Annotated in this window: 21 protein-coding genes; 16 read left to right on the top strand and 5 right to left on the bottom strand. The window is 64.4% G+C overall.

Annotated elements, in window-relative coordinates; all coding sequences use genetic code 11:
- Positions 1 to 249 precede the first annotated feature (249 nt).
- From LB565_RS01840 to LB565_RS01790, 11 genes are all read left to right on the top strand, one after another.
- Positions 250 to 1,176 (top strand): D-alanine--D-alanine ligase, encoded by a 927-nt coding sequence (locus LB565_RS01840; RefSeq protein WP_224581476.1) that lies wholly within the window; start codon positions 250 to 252, stop codon positions 1,174 to 1,176.
- The gene (locus LB565_RS01835; protein WP_224581475.1) at positions 1,164 to 2,108 is read left to right on the top strand and encodes a cell division protein FtsQ/DivIB; all 945 of its coding nucleotides are present in this window, start codon (positions 1,164 to 1,166) and stop codon (positions 2,106 to 2,108) included. The genes LB565_RS01840 and LB565_RS01835 overlap by 13 nt, the downstream gene beginning before the upstream one ends.
- Positions 2,105 to 3,412 (top strand): cell division protein FtsA, encoded by a 1,308-nt coding sequence (gene ftsA / locus LB565_RS01830; RefSeq protein ID WP_224581474.1) that lies wholly within the window; start codon positions 2,105 to 2,107, stop codon positions 3,410 to 3,412. Before LB565_RS01835 ends, ftsA begins: the two co-directional genes overlap by 4 nt.
- Positions 3,413 to 3,479: 67 nt before the next feature.
- Positions 3,480 to 5,141: a cell division protein FtsZ gene (gene ftsZ / locus LB565_RS01825; RefSeq protein ID WP_224581473.1), complete on the top strand. Its 1,662-nt coding sequence runs from the start codon at positions 3,480 to 3,482 to the stop codon at positions 5,139 to 5,141.
- Between the two features lie 400 nt (positions 5,142 to 5,541).
- Positions 5,542 to 6,489 (top strand): UDP-3-O-acyl-N-acetylglucosamine deacetylase, encoded by a 948-nt coding sequence (gene lpxC, locus LB565_RS01820; RefSeq protein WP_224581472.1) that lies wholly within the window; start codon positions 5,542 to 5,544, stop codon positions 6,487 to 6,489.
- A gap of 202 nt (positions 6,490 to 6,691) precedes the next feature.
- Positions 6,692 to 7,561: an outer membrane protein assembly factor BamD gene (locus LB565_RS01815; protein ID WP_224581471.1), complete on the top strand. Its 870-nt coding sequence runs from the start codon at positions 6,692 to 6,694 to the stop codon at positions 7,559 to 7,561.
- 8 nt (positions 7,562 to 7,569) lie between these two features.
- Entirely contained in the window at positions 7,570 to 9,243 is a 1,674-nt protein-coding gene (gene recN, locus LB565_RS01810) for a DNA repair protein RecN (protein WP_224581470.1), read from the top strand.
- A gap of 134 nt (positions 9,244 to 9,377) precedes the next feature.
- Positions 9,378 to 11,585, top strand: coding sequence for an NAD-dependent DNA ligase LigA (gene ligA, locus LB565_RS01805; RefSeq protein WP_224581469.1), 2,208 nt, complete (start codon positions 9,378 to 9,380; stop codon positions 11,583 to 11,585).
- On the top strand, positions 11,585 to 12,277 hold the full coding sequence (locus LB565_RS01800; RefSeq protein WP_224581468.1) for a DUF2461 domain-containing protein: 693 nt from the start codon (positions 11,585 to 11,587) through the stop codon (positions 12,275 to 12,277). The genes ligA and LB565_RS01800 overlap by 1 nt, the downstream gene beginning before the upstream one ends.
- Before the next feature lie 95 nt (positions 12,278 to 12,372).
- Entirely contained in the window at positions 12,373 to 13,101 is a 729-nt protein-coding gene (locus LB565_RS01795; RefSeq protein WP_224581467.1) for an AzlC family ABC transporter permease, read from the top strand.
- Positions 13,098 to 13,394, top strand: coding sequence for an AzlD family protein (locus tag LB565_RS01790; RefSeq protein WP_224581466.1), 297 nt, complete (start codon positions 13,098 to 13,100; stop codon positions 13,392 to 13,394). Before LB565_RS01795 ends, LB565_RS01790 begins: the two co-directional genes overlap by 4 nt.
- A gap of 81 nt (positions 13,395 to 13,475) precedes the next feature.
- Here LB565_RS01790 and LB565_RS01785 read toward each other — a convergent pair whose 3' ends face one another.
- The 3 genes from LB565_RS01785 to LB565_RS01775 form a co-directional block, all read right to left on the bottom strand.
- Positions 13,476 to 15,320: an aminopeptidase P family protein gene (locus LB565_RS01785; protein ID WP_224581465.1), complete on the bottom strand. Its 1,845-nt coding sequence runs from the start codon at positions 15,318 to 15,320 to the stop codon at positions 13,476 to 13,478.
- Between the two features lie 98 nt (positions 15,321 to 15,418).
- Positions 15,419 to 16,291 carry a 50S ribosomal protein L11 methyltransferase gene (locus tag LB565_RS01780; RefSeq protein WP_224581552.1) on the bottom strand — a complete coding sequence of 291 codons (873 nt, stop codon included), beginning with the start codon at positions 16,289 to 16,291 and terminating at the stop codon, positions 15,419 to 15,421.
- Positions 16,291 to 16,875 carry an SCO family protein gene (locus LB565_RS01775; protein ID WP_318012099.1) on the bottom strand — a complete coding sequence of 195 codons (585 nt, stop codon included), beginning with the start codon at positions 16,873 to 16,875 and terminating at the stop codon, positions 16,291 to 16,293. Before LB565_RS01775 ends, LB565_RS01780 begins: the two co-directional genes overlap by 1 nt.
- Before the next feature lie 236 nt (positions 16,876 to 17,111).
- Between LB565_RS01775 and LB565_RS01770 the strand changes: the two genes are divergently transcribed.
- The 3 genes from LB565_RS01770 to LB565_RS01760 all read left to right on the top strand — a co-directional run bounded on the left by LB565_RS01770 (position 17,112) and on the right by LB565_RS01760 (position 19,070).
- Positions 17,112 to 17,540: a CreA family protein gene (locus LB565_RS01770; RefSeq protein ID WP_224581550.1), complete on the top strand. Its 429-nt coding sequence runs from the start codon at positions 17,112 to 17,114 to the stop codon at positions 17,538 to 17,540.
- A 67-nt stretch (positions 17,541 to 17,607) separates the two neighbouring features.
- On the top strand, positions 17,608 to 18,276 hold the full coding sequence (locus LB565_RS01765) for a DapH/DapD/GlmU-related protein (protein WP_224581464.1): 669 nt from the start codon (positions 17,608 to 17,610) through the stop codon (positions 18,274 to 18,276).
- Between the two features lie 299 nt (positions 18,277 to 18,575).
- Positions 18,576 to 19,070, top strand: a complete 495-nt coding sequence (locus LB565_RS01760) for a low affinity iron permease family protein (protein ID WP_224581463.1) — start codon at positions 18,576 to 18,578, stop codon at positions 19,068 to 19,070.
- A gap of 8 nt (positions 19,071 to 19,078) precedes the next feature.
- Here LB565_RS01760 and LB565_RS01755 read toward each other — a convergent pair whose 3' ends face one another.
- The gene (locus tag LB565_RS01755) at positions 19,079 to 19,945 is read right to left on the bottom strand and encodes an SDR family NAD(P)-dependent oxidoreductase (RefSeq protein WP_224581462.1); all 867 of its coding nucleotides are present in this window, start codon (positions 19,943 to 19,945) and stop codon (positions 19,079 to 19,081) included.
- A 218-nt stretch (positions 19,946 to 20,163) separates the two neighbouring features.
- On the opposite strand from LB565_RS01755, the gene LB565_RS01750 reads away from it, so the two are divergent.
- Entirely contained in the window at positions 20,164 to 20,445 is a 282-nt protein-coding gene (locus LB565_RS01750) for a hypothetical protein (protein ID WP_224581461.1), read from the top strand.
- 3 nt (positions 20,446 to 20,448) lie between these two features.
- On the opposite strand, the gene LB565_RS01745 is transcribed toward LB565_RS01750, so the two are convergent.
- Positions 20,449 to 21,024, bottom strand: coding sequence for a TMEM175 family protein (locus tag LB565_RS01745; protein WP_224581460.1), 576 nt, complete (start codon positions 21,022 to 21,024; stop codon positions 20,449 to 20,451).
- 135 nt (positions 21,025 to 21,159) lie between these two features.
- Here LB565_RS01745 and LB565_RS01740 point away from each other — a divergent pair, with 135 nt between their 5' ends.
- Entirely contained in the window at positions 21,160 to 22,368 is a 1,209-nt protein-coding gene (locus tag LB565_RS01740) for an MFS transporter (protein WP_224581459.1), read from the top strand.
- Positions 22,369 to 22,396 lie beyond the last annotated feature (28 nt).

Here is a 22,396-nt window from a genome sequence, read left to right as displayed (position 1 = left end):
CTTAAAGACTCACAAATCACTTTTTGCGGCTGTTTTCGCGGAAAGTGAATCTCTCGGAATCATAGGTACTTGCCAGCGAATCAACTCTCTGATTCTCTGCCCTAAAGCGTTTCCTGATTTGAGTCGTTCGACGCGTTCAGCCGCGTTTTCCGTCTGGGGGGGCAACCTGCCGGAAGACTCGGACTCAATGTGCGGAAATGCGGTGTGGGAATAGCGGTTGCAGGCCCGGCGTGAGAGGGGATGACGGGAATGAAGAAGAAGCATGTGGCTGTCCTCCTGGGTGGATTCTCCTCGGAGCGGCCCGTGTCTCTGTCCTCGGGGAAGGCGTGTGCGGATGCGCTCGAGAGTGAAGGCTATCAGGTCACCCGTGTCGATGTTTCGCGCGATGTCGGGGCTGTGCTTGCCGAGCTCAAGCCCGATGTCGCCTTCAATGCGCTGCACGGTCCGTTCGGCGAGGACGGCACCATCCAGGGAATTCTCGAATATCTCGCAATTCCCTACACCCATTCGGGTGTGCTCGCTTCGGCGCTCGCCATGAACAAGGAGCAGGCCAAGAAGATTGCCAAGGCGTTCGGCATTCCGGTCGCGGAATCGAAGGTGGTCAACCGCTTCGCCGTCCAGAACAAGCATCCGATGAAGCCGCCTTACGTGGTCAAGCCGGTCAATGAGGGATCGAGCTTCGGCGTGGTCATCGTGCATGAGGGGCAGTCGCATCCGCCGCAGGTGATCGGCTCGACCGAATGGCAATATGGCGAGATCGTCATGGTCGAGCGCTACATCCATGGGCGCGAATTGACCTGCGCGGTGATGGGCGACGTGGCGCTTGGCGTCTGCGAGATCATCCCGACCGGGCATTCCTTCTACGATTACGATTCAAAATACGTTCCCGGTGGATCAAAACACGAAATCCCTGCTAAAATTTCACCGAATATTTACCAAAAAATACAGACACTGGCCCTCAAGGCTCATCTTGCCATTGGTTGCCGGGGCGTTTCCCGATCGGACTTCCGTTACGACGACCGTCACTCCGAAAACGGCGAGGTTGTCTGGCTCGAGGTCAACACTCAGCCGGGCATGACGCCGACGTCTCTGGTGCCTGAAATCGCCGCGCAAGCGGGGCACTCGTTCGGCGATTTGTTGAGTTGGATGGTGGAGGACGCTTCGTGTCTGCGTTGAGGTGGGGACAGGGTAATGGCGGCGGCGCGGCTGGTCTCGCGCTGTTCGGCATGTCGCTGTCATTCGACCGTTTCGTGTTGCCGCGTCAACTCCGCCGGCCGATGCGCGTGCTGGCGCGCCTGTGTGGCGGCGAGTATGAGGCGCCGCGCTTTTCGGCGGCGATCCTTTCCGCCGCGCTGATCGCATCGAGCAGCGCCTATGGCGCCTATCTCGGCGGCTATGGCGACAGCATCGTGCAAGGTATCACGGCGCGCACCGGCTTTGCCGTCGACCAGATCAAGGTGGTCGGCAACCGCCAGACCTCCGAAATCGACGTGCTGGACCGGCTCGACCTCGACGGCTGGACCTCGCTGATCGGCTTCGATGCCGAGGCCGCGCGCGAGCGCGTCGCGACGCTGCCCTGGGTCGAGGGCGCGGCGGTGCGCAAGATCTATCCGCATACGCTGGAAGTGCGCGTCGAGGAACGCGAGCCCTTCGCGCTTTGGCAGCAGGGCACTTCGGTTTCTGTCATCGAGCGATCGGGCGAGGTGATCGCGCCGTTCTCGGGCGGCAAGCAGGCGCTGCTGCCGCTGATCATCGGCGCGGGCGCGCCGGCGATGGCGCCGGCCTTTCTCGACAAGATCAAGCGCTATCCCGATCTCGCGGCGCGGGTCAAAGGTTACATCCGTGTCGGCGAGCGGCGCTGGGACCTGAGGCTTGAGAACGGCATCACGGTCAAGCTGCCGGAAGACAACGAGGACCAGGCGATCGCCGAACTCGTCAAGATCGACCATGACAACGGGTTGCTGGCGCGCGACATCGCCGCCGTCGATATGCGGCTCTCCGACCGGCTGGTCGTGGAGCTTTCGCCGGAGGCGGCGACGCAGCGCGAAGCCGCGCTCAGCGACAAGCCGAAGAATCTGGCCAAGCGCAAGACGGAGACGAAGATATGAGCTGGCTTGGCGGCGGCGGTGACGCATCTTCGCGCCGGTCGGGCACGCTCACGGTGCTCGATGTCGGCTCCAGCAAGGTCTGCTGCGTTGTGGCGAAGCTCAAGCCGAACGAAGACGGCAAGCTTCTGCGCGGGCGGTCGCATCGCATCCAGGTGATCGGCATCGGTCACCAGAAGTCGCAAGGCGTGAAGTCGGGCGTGGTGGTGGATCTCGACCGCGCCGAGCATGCCATCCGGCTTGCCGTCGATGCAGCCGAGCGCATGGCAGGGCTAACGGTCGATTCCCTCATCGTCAACATGACGGCCGGCCGGCTGAAGAGCGAAGCCTTCTCGGCGACGATCAATCTCGGCGGTCATCAAGTCGAGGAAGTCGACATCAAACGCGTGCTCGCCGCCGGCGCCAAGCAGGCGCTGCGGGCCGAGCGCGAGGTGGTCCATTCGCTGCCGGTCGGTTTCTCGCTCGACGCCGAGCGCGGCATGCGCGATCCGCGCGGCATGGTGGGCGATGCGCTTGGCGTCGACATGCATGTGCTGACGGGCGATGCCGCGCCGATGCGCAACCTCGAGCTTTGCATCAACCGCTCGCATCTGTCGGTCGAACGCATGGTGGCGACGCCCTATGCCAGCGGGCTTGCCTCGTTGGTCGACGACGAGCTCGAAATGGGCGCAGCCTGCATCGACATGGGCGGCGGCACGACGACCATCTCCGTCTTCTCGGAAGGCAAGTTCGTGCATGGCGACGCCATCGCCATCGGCGGCAACCATGTGACGCTCGATATGGCCAAGGGCCTGTCGACCTCGCTTGACGCCGCGGAGCGGCTCAAGGTGATGCATGGCTCGGCGCTGCCCGGCAGCGCCGACGACCGCGACCTCGTCTCGATCCAGCCGATCGGCGAGGAAGGCGATATACCGCTGCAGATCCCGCGCTCGGTGATGACGCGTATCATCCGCGCCCGCATCGACGAGACGCTGGAGCTTCTGCGCGACCGGCTGAACAAGTCCGGCTACGGCAATGCCGTCGGCAAGCGCGTCGTGCTCACCGGCGGCGCCAGCCAGCTTGCCGGCCTGCCGGAAGCGGCGCGCCGCATTCTCGGGCGCAATGTGCGTATCGGCCGTCCGCTCGGCGTCGCAGGCCTGCCGGAAGCGGCCAAGGGCCCGGCGTTCTCGACCTCGGTCGGACTGATGATCTATCCGCAGATGGCGAGCTTCGAGAGCCATTCGGCGAAAGGACTTTCCGGTTTCAGGATGACCGGAACAGGCGGAAAACTGCATCGCATGAGTCAGTGGTTGAGAGACAGTTTTTAATTTGACGGGGACAGCCCCATAGGCGGCCGCAGCGGCGAGGCGGCGGGAAAGGCAAAGGACGGAGACAATGACCATCAATCTGCAGAAGCCGGACATCACCGAGCTCAAGCCCCGCATCACCGTGTTCGGTGTCGGCGGCGGCGGCGGCAATGCCGTGAACAACATGATCACAGCCGGCCTGCGCGGCGTCGAGTTCGTGGTGGCCAATACCGACGCGCAGGCGCTGACCATGTCGAAGGCCGAGCGGCTGATCCAGCTCGGCGCGCATGTCACCGAAGGCCTCGGCGCCGGCTCGCAGCCGGAAGTCGGCCGCGCGGCGGCGGAAGAGTGCATCGACGAGATCATCGATCACCTCTCCAACACCCATATGTGCTTCGTTACCGCCGGCATGGGCGGCGGCACCGGCACGGGCGCTGCTCCCGTCGTTGCCCGCGCCGCGCGCGAGAAGGGCATCCTCACCGTCGGCGTCGTCACCAAGCCGTTCCATTTCGAGGGCCAGCGACGCATGAAGACGGCCGACATGGGCATCGAGGAACTGCAGAAGTGCGTCGACACGCTGATCGTCATCCCCAACCAGAACCTGTTCCGGCTGGCCAATGACAAGACCACCTTCGCCGATGCCTTCGCCATGGCCGACCAGGTGCTCTACTCGGGCGTGGCCTGCATCACCGACCTGATGGTCAAGGAAGGCCTGATCAACCTCGACTTCGCCGACGTCCGCTCGGTGATGCGCGAGATGGGCAAGGCGATGATGGGCACGGGCGAGGCTTCGGGCGAGGGCCGCGCGATGGCCGCCGCTGAAGCCGCCATCGCCAACCCGCTGCTCGACGAGACCTCGATGAAGGGCGCCAAGGGCCTGCTGATCTCGATTACCGGCGGCCGCGACCTGACCCTGTTCGAGGTGGACGAGGCCGCCACCCGCATCCGCGAGGAGGTCGACCAGGACGCCAACATCATTCTGGGCGCCACCTTCGACGAGGAACTGGAAGGCGTGATCCGCGTGTCGGTCGTCGCCACCGGCATCGACAAGTCGGCGGCCGAAATCGCGGCTGCGCCAATCTCGATCCGCGCGCCGCAGAAGCCGGCCGCCCGTCCGGCGGTGGCTCCGGTTGCCGAAATCCGCCCCGCTCCGGTTCAGCCGCAGGCCTACGAGCCGCGCGCGGTCGATCCGGTCGCGGAAGCGATCCAGCTTGCCGAGGCGAACGCCGCCGCCATGGCGCAGACGCGCCCCGCGCCGGTCGACGACTTCCGGCCGCAGAGCAAGATCTTCCAGGCCCCGCCGGCCCAGCCGCAGCCGCAGCCGGTGGTGCCGCAGCAGGTCATGCAGCAGCCCGCGCCGCAGCGCGAGATGCCCCAGCCGGTGGCCGCGGCCCCGCAGCGCATGCCGCGCGTGGAAGACTTTCCGCCGGTGGTGAGGGCCGAGGTCGAAGCCAAGAGCCGACCCGCGGACCACGAGAACAGCGGTCCGATGGGGCTGATCAAGCGGCTGACCAACGGTCTGACCCGCCGCGAGGAAGAGCCGGCCCGGCTCCAGCCGGCGCAGCCGCGCGAGCCGAAGCTGCGCCAGGCCGCGCCCGAGATGCGCCGCCTCGCCAGCCAGGACCCGCAGCTCTACGCGCCGCGCCGCGGCCAGCTCGACGACCAGGGCCGGCTGACACCGCAGGCCCGCACGGTCCAGGAAGACGACCAGCTGGAAATCCCGGCTTTCCTGCGCCGCCAGGCCAACTGATCGATACGGCGGCCGCCGATCGTCGATACGGCGAGCCGCCGATCGTCGATACAGCGCAATGCTGATCGTTAACGATATATAACGGTTGTTAACAGGCAGGCGAGAAATCGTCTGCCTGCTGTTTTTGTAAAGTTTTGAAAAACAACGACTTATGAGATATTTTTAACACAATCCCGTGGTTACACAGGGTAAGAAACCGTGATTTGGAGTCTCCAAGGCGGGCCATTATCTTCGCCACGGACTAAAGTCGGTTTGCCGGGATTCGGGGAGTAGCCCTGCCTGCCGATCACATAGAGCCGCATGCTCTTGCTTATTTTGCCGCATTCCATGCGAGCGCCAGACCATCACCTGGCTGCAAGATACCCAAGGCCGATGGAGCGGACGCAGGCATTTTGGGCGTATGGGGTTACTCTTGCACGACTATCAGACGACAGTGAAATCGCGCGCGACGCTGGCTGGCATCGGCGTCCATAGCGGCAAGACCGTCACCGTTCATTTCCTGCCGGCCGACGCCGATACGGGCATCGTCTTCCATCTTTCGAATGGCGGCCAGCCGCGCGAGTTCCGCGCCCTGGTCGCGGAAGTCGGCGCCACCGATCTCTGCACCATGCTTGGCGATCCGGCCGGCGAGCATATCGGCACGGTCGAGCATCTAATGGCAACGGTGTTCGGCCTCGGCATCGACAACCTCGTCATTGAGATCGACGGTTCGGAAGTCCCGATACTCGACGGCAGCGCCATGGCTTTCGTCGAAGCCATCGACCAGGCCGGCATCGAGACACTGGCGGTGAAGCGTCGCTATATTCGCGTCGTCAAGCCGGTGCGCGTGGAAGCCGGCGCGTCCTGGGCGGAATTCCGCCCGTATGACGGCACGCGATTCGAGGTCGAGATCGATTTCGAAAGCCCGGCGATCGGCCGCCAGCAATTCGCCTGCGACATCAATCCCGACATCTTCCGCCGCGACATCGCGCGGGCGCGGACCTTCGGCTTCATGAAGGATGTCGAACGGCTTTGGGCCGCCGGCTACGCGCTCGGCTCGTCGCTGGAAAACTCGCTGGTCATCGGCGACGACAACCGCGTCATCAATGTCGGCGGGCTGCGCTATCCCAATGAATTCGCCCGCCACAAGACGCTCGATGCGATGGGCGACCTGGCGCTGGCCGGGGCGCGCTTCATCGGCTGTTTCCGTTCCTATCGCGGCGGCCACCGGATGAACGCGTCTGCGTTGCGCCGGCTGCTTTCCGACCACACGGCCTTCGAGATCGTCGAGACGAGGCGCCGCGAGCGCGGCCGCGTCGCCGAGATGATCGCCGTCAGCCGGCCGGTCTACGCACCTTGGGTGATCTGATTTTTAACCATTTTCTGGCTTTGTGGCGCGAGCTTGTGTTGCATGATTGCATCACGGCTCGCTCAAATTGAACAACCTTGGGCGCAACGCCAAGCCGCCACAAAAATGTGCGATTGGCCGGACATAGCGTTGCCGGGCAAGGGGATAATGGTTTATGGCTTCGGCCCGGACCGAAACGACGCCGAAGGGGCGGAATCCAAACATGTTTTTTTCGCGAGTTGGTCAATCGGTGGCGCCGCGTCGAGGTGTTCTGCTGGCGCTGTCGGTGGTTGCTCCCGCGCTCGTTGTATCGGCCTGCACGTCGGACAAGAAAGACATCAACCTGGCGACCTATGTCGACCAGACCGAACCAGCCGACGTTCTCTACAATCAGGGCCTGGCCAATATGAATGCCGGCCGCCTCGATGAGGCCAGCAAGAAGTTCGACGCCGTCGATCGCCAGCATCCCTATTCGGAATTCGCGCGCAAATCGATGGTGATGGGCGCTTTCGCCGATTATCGCGCCGGCAATTACGACGAGGCTATCGGAACCGCGAAACGCTATTTGACGCTTTATCCGTCGACCGACGACGCCGCCTACGCGCAATACATCATCGGCTTGAGCTACTACCGGCAGATCAAGGATGTCACCCAGGACCAGAAGGAAGCGCGCCAGACCATCCAGACCATGCAGGATTTGGTGACACGCTGGCCGAACTCCGAATATGTCGCCGACGCCAAGGACAAGATCCGCTTCGCCAACGACCAGCTCGCCGGCAAGGAAATGCAGATCGGACGCTATTATCTAGAGCGCCGCGAATACATCGCCGCCGTGAAGCGCTTCCGCACCGTGGTCGAAACCTATTCCAACACCCGCCATGTCGAGGAGGCGCTCGCGCGCCTGACCGAGTCCTATTACGCCATGGGCCTGACCTCGGAAGCGCAGACGGCCGCGGCGGTGCTTGGTCACAATTATCCGGATAGCCCGTGGTACAAGGATTCCTACAAGCTCCTGCAGAGCAACGGGCTTGAGCCGCGCGAAAATGCCGGATCGTGGATCTCCAAGGCCGGGAAACTGATCACCGGCGCCTGAAGCTTGCGATGCTGTCCAGACTGTCGATCCGCGATATCGTCCTGATCGAAAAGCTGGACATCGACTTCCTGCCTGGACTTTCGGTGTTGACCGGCGAAACCGGCGCCGGCAAATCCATCCTGCTCGACGCGTTATCGCTGGCGCTCGGCGCGCGCGGCGATGCATCGCTCGTCCGCCACGGCGCCGCGCAAGGCCAGGTCATTGCGGTGTTCGACGTGCCGCGCAACCACCCGGCGCGTGCGCTGCTCGCCGACAACGACATCGAGGACGATGGCGACATCATCCTGCGCCGCGTGCAGACGGCCGACGGCCGCACGCGGGTCTTCGTCAACGACCAGCCCTCCAGCGTCACGCTGATGCGCGATGTCGGCCGCGCGCTGGTCGAGATCCACGGCCAGCATGACGAGCGCGCCCTGGTCGATCCCGGCGCGCATCGGGAATTGCTGGACAGTTTCGGCGGCCATCTGGGCGCCGTGCGCGGCACGGGCGAAGCCTGGCGCTACTGGCGAAACTGCGAGCAAGAGCTTTCCCGGCATCGCGCCAGGGTCGAGGCGGCGGCGCGCGAGGCCGATTATCTGCGCGCTTCCGTCGCCGAGCTTGCAAAACTCGATCCCCAGCCTGGGGAAGAGACCGATCTCGCCGAATTGCGCGCGACGATGATGCGCGTGGAAAAGATCGCCGCCGAGATCCATGACGCGCAGGATGTTCTGTCGGGGCCGTCCTCGCCGCTGCCGCAGCTTGCCAGTCTGCTACGGCGGCTGCAGCGCAAGTCCAGCGAAGCGCCCGGCCTGCTGGACGACGTGGTGAAATCGCTCGACGAGGCGATGATCTCGCTCGATGCGGCGCAATCCGGCGTGGACGCTGCGCTTCGCGCCACCGAATATGATCCGCAGCGGCTGGAGAAGGCGGAGGAGCGGTTGTTTGCGCTGCGCGCCGCCTCGCGCAAGCACAATGTCGCGGTCGACGACCTGGCGCAGCTGCGCGACACGATGGTGGCCGATCTTGCCGATCTCGATGCCGGGGAGGAGCGGCTACATGCGCTGGAAAAGCAGGCCGCCGCCGGACGCGAAGCCTACGATATTTCCGCCGCGCAGCTGTCGTCGCTGCGCAATGCGGCGGCGGCGGGGCTGACCAAGGCGGTGATGGCGGAGTTGCCGGCGCTCAAGCTCGAACGGGCCGAGTTCATCGTCGAGATGAAAAGCGATGCCGAAAACCGCATGGAAGAAGGCATCGACCAGGTCGAATTCTGGGTGCGGACCAATCCGGGTACCAGGCCGGGCCCGATGATGAAGGTTGCCTCGGGCGGCGAGCTCTCGCGCTTCCTTCTGGCGCTGAAGGTGGCGCTGGCCGATCGCGGCTCGGCGCCGACTCTGGTCTTCGACGAAATCGATACCGGCGTCGGCGGCGCGGTGGCCGATGCCATTGGCCAGCGGCTGGCACGGCTGTCGAAACGGGTGCAGGTGCTTTCGGTTACACATGCGCCGCAGGTTGCGGCACGCGCCGCGACGCATTTCCTGATCTCCAAATCCGGCGGCAAGGATCGCGTCGCCACCGGCATCGCCGAAATGGACCGCGCCGCGCGCCAGGAAGAAATCGCGCGCATGCTGGCCGGCGCCGTCATCACCGACGAGGCGCGCGCCGCTGCCGAGAGGTTGCTGCGCGAGAACACTGCCGCAGCTTAAGATTTCCGGACGCCGGCAGGCTGAGTCAGCAGATGGCTGCATCCCGCTGTTCAGCAATGATTTCTTCGCAATCCGACTCCCTCGCTGCGAATCCTGATTTATAGTGGCCCGCCATAATTCGAGGACCGCGTTTCATGTCGGAAAAACCAGTCGAATCGCTGAGCGAAGGAGAGGCCGCGGAGGAGCTGAAGCGGCTCGCGGCGGAGATCGCCGAGCACGACCGGCGCTATCACACCGAGGACGCGCCGACGATCTCGGACGCCGAATATGACGCGCTGGCAAGACGCAACCTGGCCATCGAAGAGCGCTTTCCCGATCTCGTGCGCGAGGATTCGCCGTCGCGCCGGGTCGGGGCGCCGCCGGCGGAAGGCTTTGCCAAGGTGCGGCACGCGGTGCCGATGCTCAGCCTCGCCAAGGCCTATACCGACCAGGACGTCGCCGATTTCATCGAGCGCGGAAGGCGTTTCTTCGACCGCGACAAAGACCTCGACATCGCCTTTACGGCAGAGCCGAAGATCGACGGGCTGTCGGCTTCGCTGCGCTACGAGAATGGCGTGTTCGTGCAGGGAGCGACCCGCGGCGACGGCGCCGTTGGCGAGGATATCACCGCCAATCTGAAAACCATCGCCGATATCCCGAAGAAGCTGCAGGGTTCGGGCTGGCCGGAGATCATCGAGATCCGCGGCGAGGTCTATATGACCTATGCCGAATTCGAGGCGCTGAAGCAGCGTTCGGCGGCGGTCGGCGGCCAGGATTACGTCAATCCGCGCAACACCGCGGCCGGATCGCTGCGCCAGAAGGATCCGTCGGTCACCGCCAGCCGCAACCTCAAATTCTTTGCCTACGCCTGGGGCTACACGACAGCGGACCCCGCGCCAACGCAGTTCGATTCCGTGCAGAAGTTCAAGGAATGGGGCTTCAAGGTCAGCCCGCTGATGGTGCGGGCGAAATCGATCGACGAACTCATCGCGCACTACCACCGGATTGAGGAGCAGCGCTCCTCGCTCGGCTACGACATAGACGGCGTCGTCTACAAGGTCGACCAGCTCGAGTTGCAGCGCCGTTGGGGCTTCGTGACCGGCGAGCCGCGCTGGGCGGTCGCCCACAAATTCCCCGCCGAGCAGGCGATGACGACGGTCGAGAGGATCGACATCCAGGTCGGCCGCACCGGCACGCTGGCCCCGGTGGCGCGGCTTGCGCCGGTCACGGTCGGGGGCGTGGTGGTCGAGAACGTCACACTGCACAACGAGGACTACATCAAAGGCTTCGACAGCAACGGCCAGCCGATCCGCGACGGCATCGATGTGCGCATCGGCGACACGGTGGTGATCCAGCGGGCAGGGGATGTCATCCCGCAGATCGTCAGCGTCGTCATCGACAAGCGACCGGCCAATGCCGTGCCTTATGAATTCCCGCATACCTGCCCGGTCTGCGGCTCGCCGGCGACGCGCGAGATCAACGAGAAGACGGGCAAGGAGGATTCGCGGCGGCGCTGCACCGGCGAGATGATCTGCGCCGCCCAGGCGGTCGAAAGGCTGCGCCACTTCGTGTCGCGCGGCGCGCTAGATATCGAAGGCCTCGGCGCGGAGAATATCGACCTGTTCTTCAATTCGGGGCTGGTGAAGACCGCCGCCGATATCTTCACGCTGAAGGATCGCCGCCCGGCCGTCACCAAGGCGCTGGCGGAGCGGCGCGAGGAGCAGGCGAGGCTGCGCGAGGAAGCCTCCGGCAAGACCCGTAAGAACGTGCGCAGCGTCGAGGAGCGCAATTATGAGGGCCTCGACAAATTGTTCGCCGCCATCGACGCGCGCCGCGAGCCGGAGCTCGACCGCTTCATCTTCGCGCTCGGCATCCGCCATATCGGCGAGACGACGGCGGCCGTGCTTGCCCGCCAGTTCTCGACCATCGAGGAACTGATCCGAATCGGCAAGGAAACGGCAAAGGCGGAGGATCCGCATACCGTCTTCCCGTCGATCAACGGCATCGGCGATACGGTGATCAACGCGCTGCGCGATTTCTTCGGCAATGAGCGCAATGACGACGTGCTGGACTCCCTGCTCGCGCAGGTTCATCCGAAACCCTATGTCGTGGAAATCTCGGCCAGCAGCGAAGTCTCCGGCAAGACGGTGGTGTTCACCGGCTCGCTGGAAAAGATGACGCGTTCGGAAGCCAAGGCGATGGCGGAGCGGCTCGGCGCCAAGGTGGCGGGCTCGGTTTCGGCCAAGACCGACCTTGTGGTGGCGGGTCCGGGCGCCGGCTCGAAGCTGAAAGCTGCAAGCGACCTCGGCATCGAGGTGATCGACGAGGATACCTGGCTGCAGCGCATCGGCAGGGGCGGCTGATGGCGGGCGCGTTCAAGGGGTTCGGGCAGAAGGCCATCCCGTTCCTGAAGGCACTCGACTTCCACCAGAGCCGCGAGTGGTTCCAGGAGAACCGCGACCTTTACGACAGCGAGCTGCACGGGCCGTTCTGCGATCTGGTCGAGACGCTCACAGAGCGTTTCGAAGCGGCCAAGCTAGGTCTGCGCGGCGACCGCAAGAGGTCGCTTTTCCGCATCAATCGCGACGTGCGCTTCTCAAAGGACAAGCGACCCTACAACCGGCATCTCTCGGCGATCCTGTCGCCCGACGGCACCAAGATGGAGCAGGGCGTCTTCTATGTGCATATCGGGCTTGAGCGCTGCTTTGCCGGCGTCGCGTGGTGGCAGCCGGCGTCTGAATTGCTGCAGGCGATGCGCAAAGCGATTGTGACCAAGCCGGCCGCGTTCCGCGCCATGGTCACATCGCTCAAGAAGGCCGGCCTGGAGCTCGATGCGGAAGATCGCCTGAAGCGGGCGCCGCGCGGTTTCGAGGACATTAGTGACGAGGATCTTGCCCAGGCGGTACGGAGCCGGCATTTCGTGGTCCGGCACGACATCGATCCGGCGACGATCCATTCGCCGGCGCTGGTCGACGATCTCGTCGACTTCACGCTTGGCGCCAAGCCGCTGCTCGACTGGGGCAGAGCGATCCAGGGGACAGCCGTCAAGGTCTGACGCCCGCGATCAGTTCCGCTGATCGCTGGGTCAAGCGAATTGGTGTGACATTGAAGGCGACGCTCCCTAAATGAAGCCGCTCAAGGAGTGGCTTGATGGCGGCGGAAGCAATCTCTGAAGGCCGAACGGGCAGCGATTTCTGGGACGGCGTGCGGCTTTCGATGCCGGTCGTCGTCGCCTCGGCGCCGTTCGCGATCCTGTTCGGCGCGATCGCCGTCGACAATGGTTTCTCGGTGCTCGAGGCGTTCCTGATGAGCGCCATGATCTATGGCGGCGCGAGCCAGATGGTCGGCATCGAACTGTTCGGCCAGCATGTCGCGCCATGGCTGATCGTGCTGTCGATCTTCGCGGTGAATTTCCGCCATGTGCTTTATTCGGCCGGCATCGGCCGACGCATCGCGCATTGGCCGGTGCTGCAGCAGGCTGCCGGCTATTTCATCCTGACCGACCCGCAATTCGCCATCGCTGAGGCAAGGGCCGAGGCCGGCCGTCCCGTCGGCTTCGTCTGGTATCTCGGGCTCGGCCTGCCGGTCTATGTGTTCTGGGTGCTCGAAAGCGGGCTGGGCGCGGTGTTCGGCAAGATGATCCCGGACACGCATGCGCTGGGCATCGATTTCCTTTTGCCGATCTATTTCCTCGGCCTGGTGCTCGGCTTCCGCAAACGGCCGCTCTGGGCGCCCGTCGTCGCCGCCAGCGCCGTCGCCTCGATCATCGCCTATCGGACCGTCGGCTCGCCCTGGCATGTCTCGATCGGCGCGCTTGCCGGCGTTCTCCTGGCGGTGATCCTGCCGCCGCATCACAGCGGCGTGGGCAAGCGACCATGAGCGCGACCTTCTGGATCATCCTGACCGGCGCCGTCGCCACCCATCTGACCCGCGTCGGCGGCCACCTTGTCATCTCGCGCTTCGAGACGATCCATCCGCGCGTCGAGGCCGGCCTCAACGCCGTGCCGGCCGCCGTGCTGACGACGCTCGTCGCGCCGGAGCTGCTGCATGCCGGACCGGCGGAATGGGCAGCGCTGATCGTCACCGTGCTGGTGTCGCTGCGCGGCGGCCTGATGGCGATGTTTCTGGCTGGAGCTGCTGTCCTGATTCTGGCGAGGCAGTTCGTCGGATAGCTTTCCATCCTGAATGGCTGGCGCTGCCCCTCATTGCCTTGCCCGGCATTTCTCCCCGTAACCGGGAGACAGAAGCTTGCCTCAAATTTTTGCGTCGTGGGGCAGCGGCGCTGTCGCCTTCTCCAGCCAGGCCAGCGTTTCGCCGTCGAGCATCGGGCCGATCTCGGTCAGCACCCGGGCATGATAGCGGTCGAGCCACTGCAATTCGTCCCGGTGCAGCAGATCGGTGCGGATGAGCCGCTTGTCGATCGGCGCCAGCGTCAGCGTCTCGAAGCCGTGCATGGCGATGTCGCCGCCTTCGATCTGCTCCGCCGGCGTGACCAGGATCAGGTTTTCGATGCGGATGCCGTAGGCGCCTTCCTTGTAGTAGCCCGGCTCGTTGGACAGCATCATGCCGGCCAGCAGCTTTTCGGTGCCGGTGCGGGCGATGCGCTGCGGCCCTTCGTGCACGGCGAGATAGGAGCCGACGCCGTGGCCGGTTCCGTGGGCGAAGTCGCAGCCATGCTTCCATAGCGCCACGCGGGCAATGGCGTCGATCTCCGAACCGCGCGTGCCGGCGGGGAAACGCAGCGTCGAGATGGCGATCATGCCCTTCAGCACCAGGGTGAAGCGCTCGCGCATTTCCTCGGTCGGCTGGCCGATCGGCACGGTGCGGGTGATGTCGGTGGTGCCGTCCTGATACTGGCCGCCGGAATCGAGCAGGAACAGCTCGCCGCTCTCAAGCTTGCGGCTGGTGGCGCGCGAGACGCGGTAATGCATGATCGCGCCATTCGGGCCGGCGCCGGAAATCGTGTCGAAGGAAACGTCGCGCAGCGGCATCTGCGTTTCCTCGCCGGTCTGACGACGCACCTCCTCGAGCTTGGTGACGACGGCGATCTCGTCGAGCGTGCCGGGCTTCTGGCGGTCGAGCCAGCACAGCAGCTTGGCGACCGCGGCACCGTCGCGGCGATGCGCTGCTCGGCTGCCGGCGATCTCGGCCTGGTTCTTGGTCGCGCGCGGAATACGCGCCGGGTCGGCGGCCAGGACGACCGCGCCGCCATTGTCCTCGACCAGCATTCGGAGCTTCTCCGCAGCCAGCACCGGATCGAGTGCGATTTTCGCGCCGTCCTTGGCTAGCGCGACGATGGCGGCTTCGAACTCGCCCGGATCCTGCGGATCGGCAAGCTGGGTGAGATAGGCCGCGACCTGGCGCGGGAATTTGCGCTGGCCCATGAACAGCTGATGCTTGCCGTCGGCGGCGAGGATGGCGAATCCGAGCGCCAGCGGCGTGTGCGGCACGTCGCCGCCACGGATGTTGAAGGCCCAGGCTATCGAGGACGGATCGGTAAGCACCGCATGGGTGGCGCCGTCCTTTTCGATCGCGCCCGCCAGCCGCTTGAGCTTGTCCTTCGCGAGCTCGCCGGCAAGATTTTGCGGATGGATCTCGATAGGCGCGCGCGGCGGTTCCGGCTGGTCCGTCCAGATAATGTCGATGGGATTTCTGTCGAGCGGCACCAAGGTCGCGCCGGACTGCTCGGCCGAAGCCTTCAGCGCCTTGATCTCACCGATCGTGTGCAGCCAGGGGTCGAAGCCGAGCCTTGCGCCCTTGCCGAGATTGTCCTTGATCCATGTGGCCGGCGGATTGTCGATGAGGCTTTCGACGGTGAAGATCGAAAGATCGACCTCACCCCGCACCTGCAGCGTGTAGCGGCCGTCGACGAATATGAAGGCCCGGTCGCGCAGCACGATCGCGACGCCGGCCGAACCGGAAAAGCCGGTCAGCCACTTCAGCCGCGCCGAGCGGTCGGCGACATACTCGCCCTGGTGCTCGTCCGCGCGCGGCACCATGAAGCCATCCAGGCCATTCTCGGCCAGCCATTGCCGCAGCAGCGCCACGCGAGGCTTGCCGACGGCCGGATCACCAGCGGAATCAAAGGTCTGGAACATTTTTGGCTCCCTCGAATGGCTTGCGGCGACCGTAGCGCATGAGCTTGAAAACCGGAATCGATTTCGGCAGGGCCAGATCGGCTGGACGCAACCCGGCCTCAGCGCTTGAGGTGGATGGTCACCCAGCCCTCGCGATGCAAGGTACGCACGTGGCGGAAGGCTTGGCCGACATAGGCCGAGATCACCGCGTCCCGCTGCCGGTCGAGGATGCCGGAGAGCACCAGCGAGCCGCCGAGGCTGATGTGTTTGGCCATCTCCGGAGCGAGCCGCATCAGCGGCCGGGCCAGGATGTTGGCGACGATCAGGTCGAAGGGCGCGCGCCTGGCGAAGATCGGATGATGAAAGCCGGGAGCCGTCACGGTCTCGACCAGCGCCTTGACGTGGTTGAGGCGGGCATTGGCGGCGGCGACGCGGACGGCGACCGGATCGATGTCGGTCGCCAGCACAGGGACATGCGCGAGCTTGGCCAGCGCAATCGCAAGCACGGCGCTGCCGGTGCCGAGGTCGAGCGCGTTGCGCGGCCGTTCGCGCAGCGCCACCTGTTCCAGCATTTCGAGGCAGCCGGCGGTGGTGCCGTGATGGCCGGTGCCGAAGGCAAGGCCCGCCTCGATCTCGATGGCGAGGTCGCCGCTGCGGCGCTTGGCGCGGTCATGCGAACCATGGACGAAGAAGCGGCCGGCGCGGACCGGCTTCAGGCCTTCCAGCGAGCGCGACACCCAGTCGACGTCGGGAAGGACCTCGCGCTCGATCGCCTTCGGCAGGCCGAGGCCGGCGAGGATATCCCTGACCCGCGCCTCGACGGGATCGACGTCGCCATCGGCATAGAGCGACACTTCGTGGATATCTTTTTCCTCGTCGAGCTCCAGCACGGCGATCGGCAGGCCGTCATCCTCCAACGCTGCGTCCAGCGCCGCGAAGATGCGGTCGGCCTCAAGCTTGTTGGCGGTGAAGTGGAGCCTGGTCTGGCCCATCATGTTTGCCCACCGGCAGCCAGCCGCTTCAGCTTGGCTATCGCGGTGTCGGCGCTCTCGCCATAGGCGATGGTGCCGGCGAAATCGCCCTTGGCATTGAGCAGCAGCACCGACGCCGTGTGGTCCATCGTGTAATCGCCGTCGCCGGTGTCGACCTTCTTCCAATAGATGCCGAAGGCCTTGGCCATGGCGTGCACCTTGTCCGGATCGCCGGTGATGCTGGTGATGCGGTCGGAGAAGTTGCTGACATAGGTGTTCATCGTCTCCGGTGTGTCGCGCTCCGGATCGACGGTGACGAAATAGGCGTTGAGGTTCTTGCCGCTGTCGCCCATCGTCTTCAGCCAGCCGGCCAGCTCGAACAGGGTGGTCGGGCAGACTTCCGGGCAGTGGGTGAAGCCGAAGAACACCACGCTCGGGTGTCCCCTGAAGGCGGCTTCGGTGATCGGCGCGCCTTTCTGATCGACCAGCGTGAAGGGCGCGCCGAAGGGCTCGCCGCCATAGTGGCCCCGGTACCAGTCGAATGTCAGCCAGCCAATGCCCGCCGCCATCAGAACAAGAATGCCGATCAGGATTGAACGCATCATCGGTGAATGTCCGTCGCCGTTGCTTTGGCCAGAAGCCAGTTTGGCGACAGTCTTAACGGGTCGGCGCCGCGCGCGCAAAGATGTCGCGTTGCCGCAAGCGGCCAGGCAGGCCGATCGGCTTGCAAACGCCACGATCCTGTCCCACCTGACATCGGCAAACGTGAACCGAGGAGGCTTCCTTGCGAAAACTGATCGGCTTGTTCGCCGCCTGTCTTGCCCTGAGCGCCGGCGCGGCCATGGCTGACGAAGTGGGTAAAGTGGGTGTCGACTGGGTCGGAAACGACATCGTGGTCGACGCGATCAAGGATCCGAAGGTCGACGGCGTCACCTGCCATGTCGCCTATTTCGACCGCAGCATCATCGACCGGCTGCACAAGGGCAACTGGTTCGAGGATCCCTCCGATTCCTCGATCTCCTGCCGCCAAACCGGGCCGATCACCATCGGCGACATCGACATGGGCGAGGGCGGCGAGGAGGTGTTCAAGCAGGGCCTCAGTCTGATCTGGAAAAAGCAGGTGGTAAACCGCATCTACGACAAGAAGAACGAGACGCTGATCTATCTGTCGCATTCGCGCCAGGTGCAGAACGGCTCGGCGAAGATGTCGGTCACGACTGTGCCGCTTTACGGCCAGAACGTGGTGTGGACCAAGGGCAAGCCGCAATAGGCTCCAACAGGCTTGCCGGGGACAGGCCACGCTTGCGGGCCGTCCTCCGCCGGCGTAAAGCCGCTTCATGGATCGTCCTGAAGACCTCATCCTCAAGGACCCCGAGCCGCGCATCCATCCGACCGCGGAGCTGAAGGGATGCAAGCTCGGCCGCTATGCCTCGATCGGCGAGCGGGTGATCCTGCGCGAGGTGAGCGTCGGCGACTTTTCCTATTTCGAACGCCATTCCGAGGCGATCTACACGACGATCGGCAAATTCTGCTCGATCGCCGCCAACAGCCGCATCAATGCGCTCGAGCATCCGATCGAGCGGCTGACGCAGCACAAGGTCAGCTACCGGCCGAACGAGTATTTCCGCTGGCTGGGCGTCGACACCGAATTCCGCGCGCGGCGCCAGGCAAAATCTGTCAGCATCGGCCATGATGTCTGGATCGGTCATGGCGCGGTCATCATGCCGGGCGTCGCGATCGGCAACGGCGCGATCATCGGCGCCAATGCGGTGGTGACGCATGACGTCGCGCCCTATACGATCGTCGCCGGCGTTCCGGCAAAGCCGCTGCGCCGGCGATTCTCCGCCGCAGTCGCGGCGCGCATCGAAGCCCTCGCCTGGTGGGACTGGACGCCCGAGAAACTGGCGGGCGCAATTCCCGACATGCAGGCCATGCCGATCGAAGCCTTTCTCGATCGCTGGGATGAAGCGCTCACTGACACGGGCAGAACGCCGTCGAGCACATGACCGGCGCTGTCTGACCGGTCCCCTTCCACTCTCGCAAATAAATGCCCCTTCCGCCATGCGGGGGTGACGCAGCGGAAGGGGCTGGAGGTAAACCGCCGTGAAGCGGAAGGAACAGGCTTTCGGCCTGCACCGGCACTATTGCAAACAAACGGATAAGGTGTTTCTTCGCGAAGCTGCGCCTTCTGCGTGTAGCCGATTGCAGCCGCGTGTCGGCACGAAAATTCGATCCCGCGGAACCGGAGCGGACGGCAGCTTGTTTCTTCGAAAATGCCAGCGCATCCACGGTTCGAGGGACTTGCATGATCGAGAAAGTTTTTACGCGGATAGCCAACCAGGTGGCACATCTGGCGGGCCTGCCGGCTACCTTCGCCATCTGCATGGCGATCGTGGTTGTATGGGCGTTGAGTGGACCGTTCTTCGGATTCTCGGACACCTGGCAACTGGTCATCAACACCGGCACCACCATCGTCACCTTCCTGATGGTGTTCCTGATCCAGAACACGCAAAATCGCGACGGCGCGGCGATCCAGGCCAAGCTGGACGAACTGATCAGGGTCAGCCGAGCCCATAATCATTTCATCGGCATCGAACACCTGACGGAATCCGAGGTCGAGGAGATACGCTCGAAATGCGAGGCGGCGGCAAAACGGCATGACCGCAAGATCGCCGAAACAGTCGCCAACGAAGCCGTGGCCGCGAAGAACGGGTCCAGGGACAATCGCAAGGTCGCTCAGGCGGCCGCAAAGAAAGCCGTTGGGGCAAAGAGCGGTCCCAAGAAGAAAACTGCGGCGTGACACGACTGTCAGCGGTTCATGAAGGCCGCGAAGGCATCCTTGTGATCGGGATGCCAGCGCGACAGGGCAGGGCGGTTCTCGATGATGTCGCCGATCGCCCAGGCCATGCGTTTTTCATCCGTCGGCCGCGCCACTTCGTTGTCGGGGCACAGAATGTAGAAGTCGTCGTCCATCAGCGATATCAGCATGAAGTCGATCACCTGCTCGCCGGTCCAGGCGCCGGCGGGCTTTTCCGTCGCGCCTTCAGTCAGGCCGGTATAGGTGAAACCGGGGATCAGCAGATGCGCCGACACTTTCGCGCCAGGCTCGTTGCGCAGGGCATGCGCCAGCCCTTCGGTAAAAGTCTTCACGCCGGCCTTGGAGACGTTGTAGGCGAGATTGCCGGGCGGGGTGGTGATGCCCTGCTTGGAGCCGGTGTTGATGATGAGACCCGGCTTTCCAGCGGCGAGCATGCGCGGCGCGAAGGCCTCGACGCCGTGCACGACGCCCCAGAAATTGATGTCCAGCAGCCGCTTCCAGGCGTCGCGGTTCTCCCAGGGCTTGCCCGGATTGTTGCCGACACCGGCATTGTTCATCAGCACCGACACCGCACCGAAGGCGCCGTAAGCCAGGTCCGCCAGCCGATCGACTTCTTCCGCCCTGGAAACATCGGTCGGGATTGGGAGGACGGCACCCTCGCCGGCGATCGCGGCAACCGCCTGCTTCGCCTGGTCGAGGCGCATGCCGCCGAGGTCGGCAAGCACCACCTTCATGCCCATCGCCGCGTACCGTTTCGCAGCGGCAAGGCCGATGCCGCTGGCGCCGCCGGTGATGACGGCGACACTGCCAGCGGCGAAAGCGGGCAGTGCAGTCTGGATTTCGGTGTCGCTGGCCATGGTTTCCATCCTTGTTCGGTCGGGTCGAACTTAACGCCGGACGCGGCCGAGGCAAGGCCGGTTCGTCCCGTCAGCCGACCGCGATAGCTGCAATGGGTTTACGGCGAGAGCCGCAACGGGTTGACGGGGAGAGCCGCAATGGGTTGACGGCGAGAGCCGCAACGGGTTGACCATGGCGGCGCCTGCCGCGCATGTTGTCCTGAAAAGGAGTTCGGCATTTGAGCGACTGGATCGAAATTCTGAAGGAGCAGACCGCCGACGGCGATCGGATGAGTCGCGAGGTGCCGCAGATGCTTGCCAACCCCGATATCAGCGAGGCGCAGGTGAAAACACTGTTTGCGGCGCTGGAGAAGCAGGCGGATTTCGCCGAGAAGCTGCGGCTGGCGCTGGAGAAGTTCGGCCACGACTTCCCGATCATCAAGGCGGCCGAGCGCCTGGAGGAACGCTATGCCGACCTTGCCGCCTCCGTGGCGGAAAAGCTGAAGGCGATGCGGAAGTAAATTCTATTTTTCGATCAGTCTCTCGAAGCGCTTGTCGGGTACAAACCAGATGGTCGCTACAAGGACGTAGATCGCCATGCTGATCCACTGGTTGAAGAAGCTGAGCAGGACTGCGGCGATGTAGAGCGCCAGCGAGATCTTGCCCTTCCTGTCGCGCCCGACGGCTTTGGCGAAGGTCGTGTCGGCGCCATGCAGATGGCGCAGCTTGATGACCAGGATGGTGTAGGCGACGGCGCAAAGCGCGAGGTCCACGCCATACACGGCGACCGGCACAGGCGCGAAATGGTTCTCTCCCATGAACGCCGTGGTCGCCGGCATCAGCGACAGCCAGAACAAGAGGTTCAGGCTGGCCCACAGCACGCGTCCGTCGACGCGCTGCACGGTGTGGAACATGTTGTGCAGATTGTTCCAGTAGATGCCGACATTGATGAAGGACAGCACATAGCAGAAGAAGACCGGCCACAGTGGCACAAGCGCTGAGAAATCCTCGCCATGCGGCACTTTCAGCTCCAGCACCATGATGGTGATGATGATGGCGACGACGCCATCGGTGAATGCCTCGACCCGTCCCTTGCCCATGGTTCCTCCTCGTCGACTGACAAAGCTACGCGAGGATTTCGCACAAGACCATCCTGTCAGGATTGTCAGGAGGGCGTCCGGTGGCTGGAACAGCGCCATTATATAGGCGTTGGGCTTGCAACCCTGGAGATCGCCATGACCAGCTACGCTCAAACCATGACGCGTGACCATGAGCTTGGCGGCGGCGCCGCGATGACCGCCGTCGCCGCCATGATCGCAGCACTTTTTGCCGGCAGCACCGCGCTGACCCCACTTTACGTGATCTACAAGCAGGCCTTCGGCTTCTCGCAGGTCACGCTGACGCTGGTCTATGCCGTCTACGTCGTCGGCAATCTGGCGGCGCTGCTGTTTTTCGGCCGGGTGTCGGATGTCGTCGGCCGCCGTCCTGCCGCGCTCGCCGCGATGAGTGTTGCCGTGGTCAGCGCGCTGTTTTTCCTCTTCGCCGAAAGCCTCGCCTGGCTCGACATTGCCCGCATCCTGAGCGGCCTCGGCATCGGCGTCGGCGCGGGGGCCGGCACCGCCTGGCTTGCCGAGCTGATCGAAGGCAAGGACAAGTCGCGCGCCGCAGTCATTGCCACCAGCACCAACTTCATCGGTCTGGGGGCCGGCGCGCTCATGGCGGGGCTGCTCGCCCAATATGCGCCCTGGCCGCTCAGGCTGACATTTGCGGTCTATCTGGTGCTGCTTGCGCTGGTCACCGTGCTGATCTGGCGGACACAGGAAACGGTCTCCGATCCCGGACGCTTCTCGGACGTCTCGCTGCGGCCAAGGCTTTCGGTGCCCGACAATATCCGCGCGCAATTCGTGGCGCCAGCGGTGACCGGCTTCGGCGCGATGGCGCTGGTCGGCTTCTACGCGGCGCTGGCGCCGAGCATCCTGGCGCAGCAGCTGCATGTCACCAATCACGCCGAGGCCGGCGGCCTGTTCTTCGAACTGTCGATCGTGGCAGCAGTGACCATTGTAGGCACCGCATGGCTGTCCGCCCGCTCCACCATGCTCGCGGCGCTGGCGCTGATGATCCCGGCCGTGGCGCTTGTCGTCGCGGCGCAGGTCTATGCTTCGATGGCGCTGATGATCGCGGCGACGGCGGTGTGCGGCGTCGCGGCGGCGCTCGGCTATCGCGGCGGCCTGCAGGTGGTGAATCAGATCGCGCCGGCCGACCGCCGCGCCGAGGTGGTCTCGGCCTTCTTCATCTGCTGCTTCTGCGGCAACGCGCTGCCGGTGATCGGCATCGGCGTCCTGTCGAGCTTGGCCAACGCCACCGTGGCAAGCCTGGCCTTTGCCGGCATGATCATCGTCTTCTCGCTGGTGGCGCTTGGCTTCGGCGCCAAATACGCGAAATAGAGTATTTTCACCGTTTCCCGCCGTCGCG

Origin of the sequence: Mesorhizobium sp. CA14, assembly GCF_020165195.1 — a bacterium.
Lineage (GTDB): Bacteria > Pseudomonadota > Alphaproteobacteria > Rhizobiales > Rhizobiaceae > Mesorhizobium.
The sequence above is the reverse complement of the archived record's forward strand: the minus strand, read 5'-3'. Positions and strand labels throughout refer to the sequence as shown.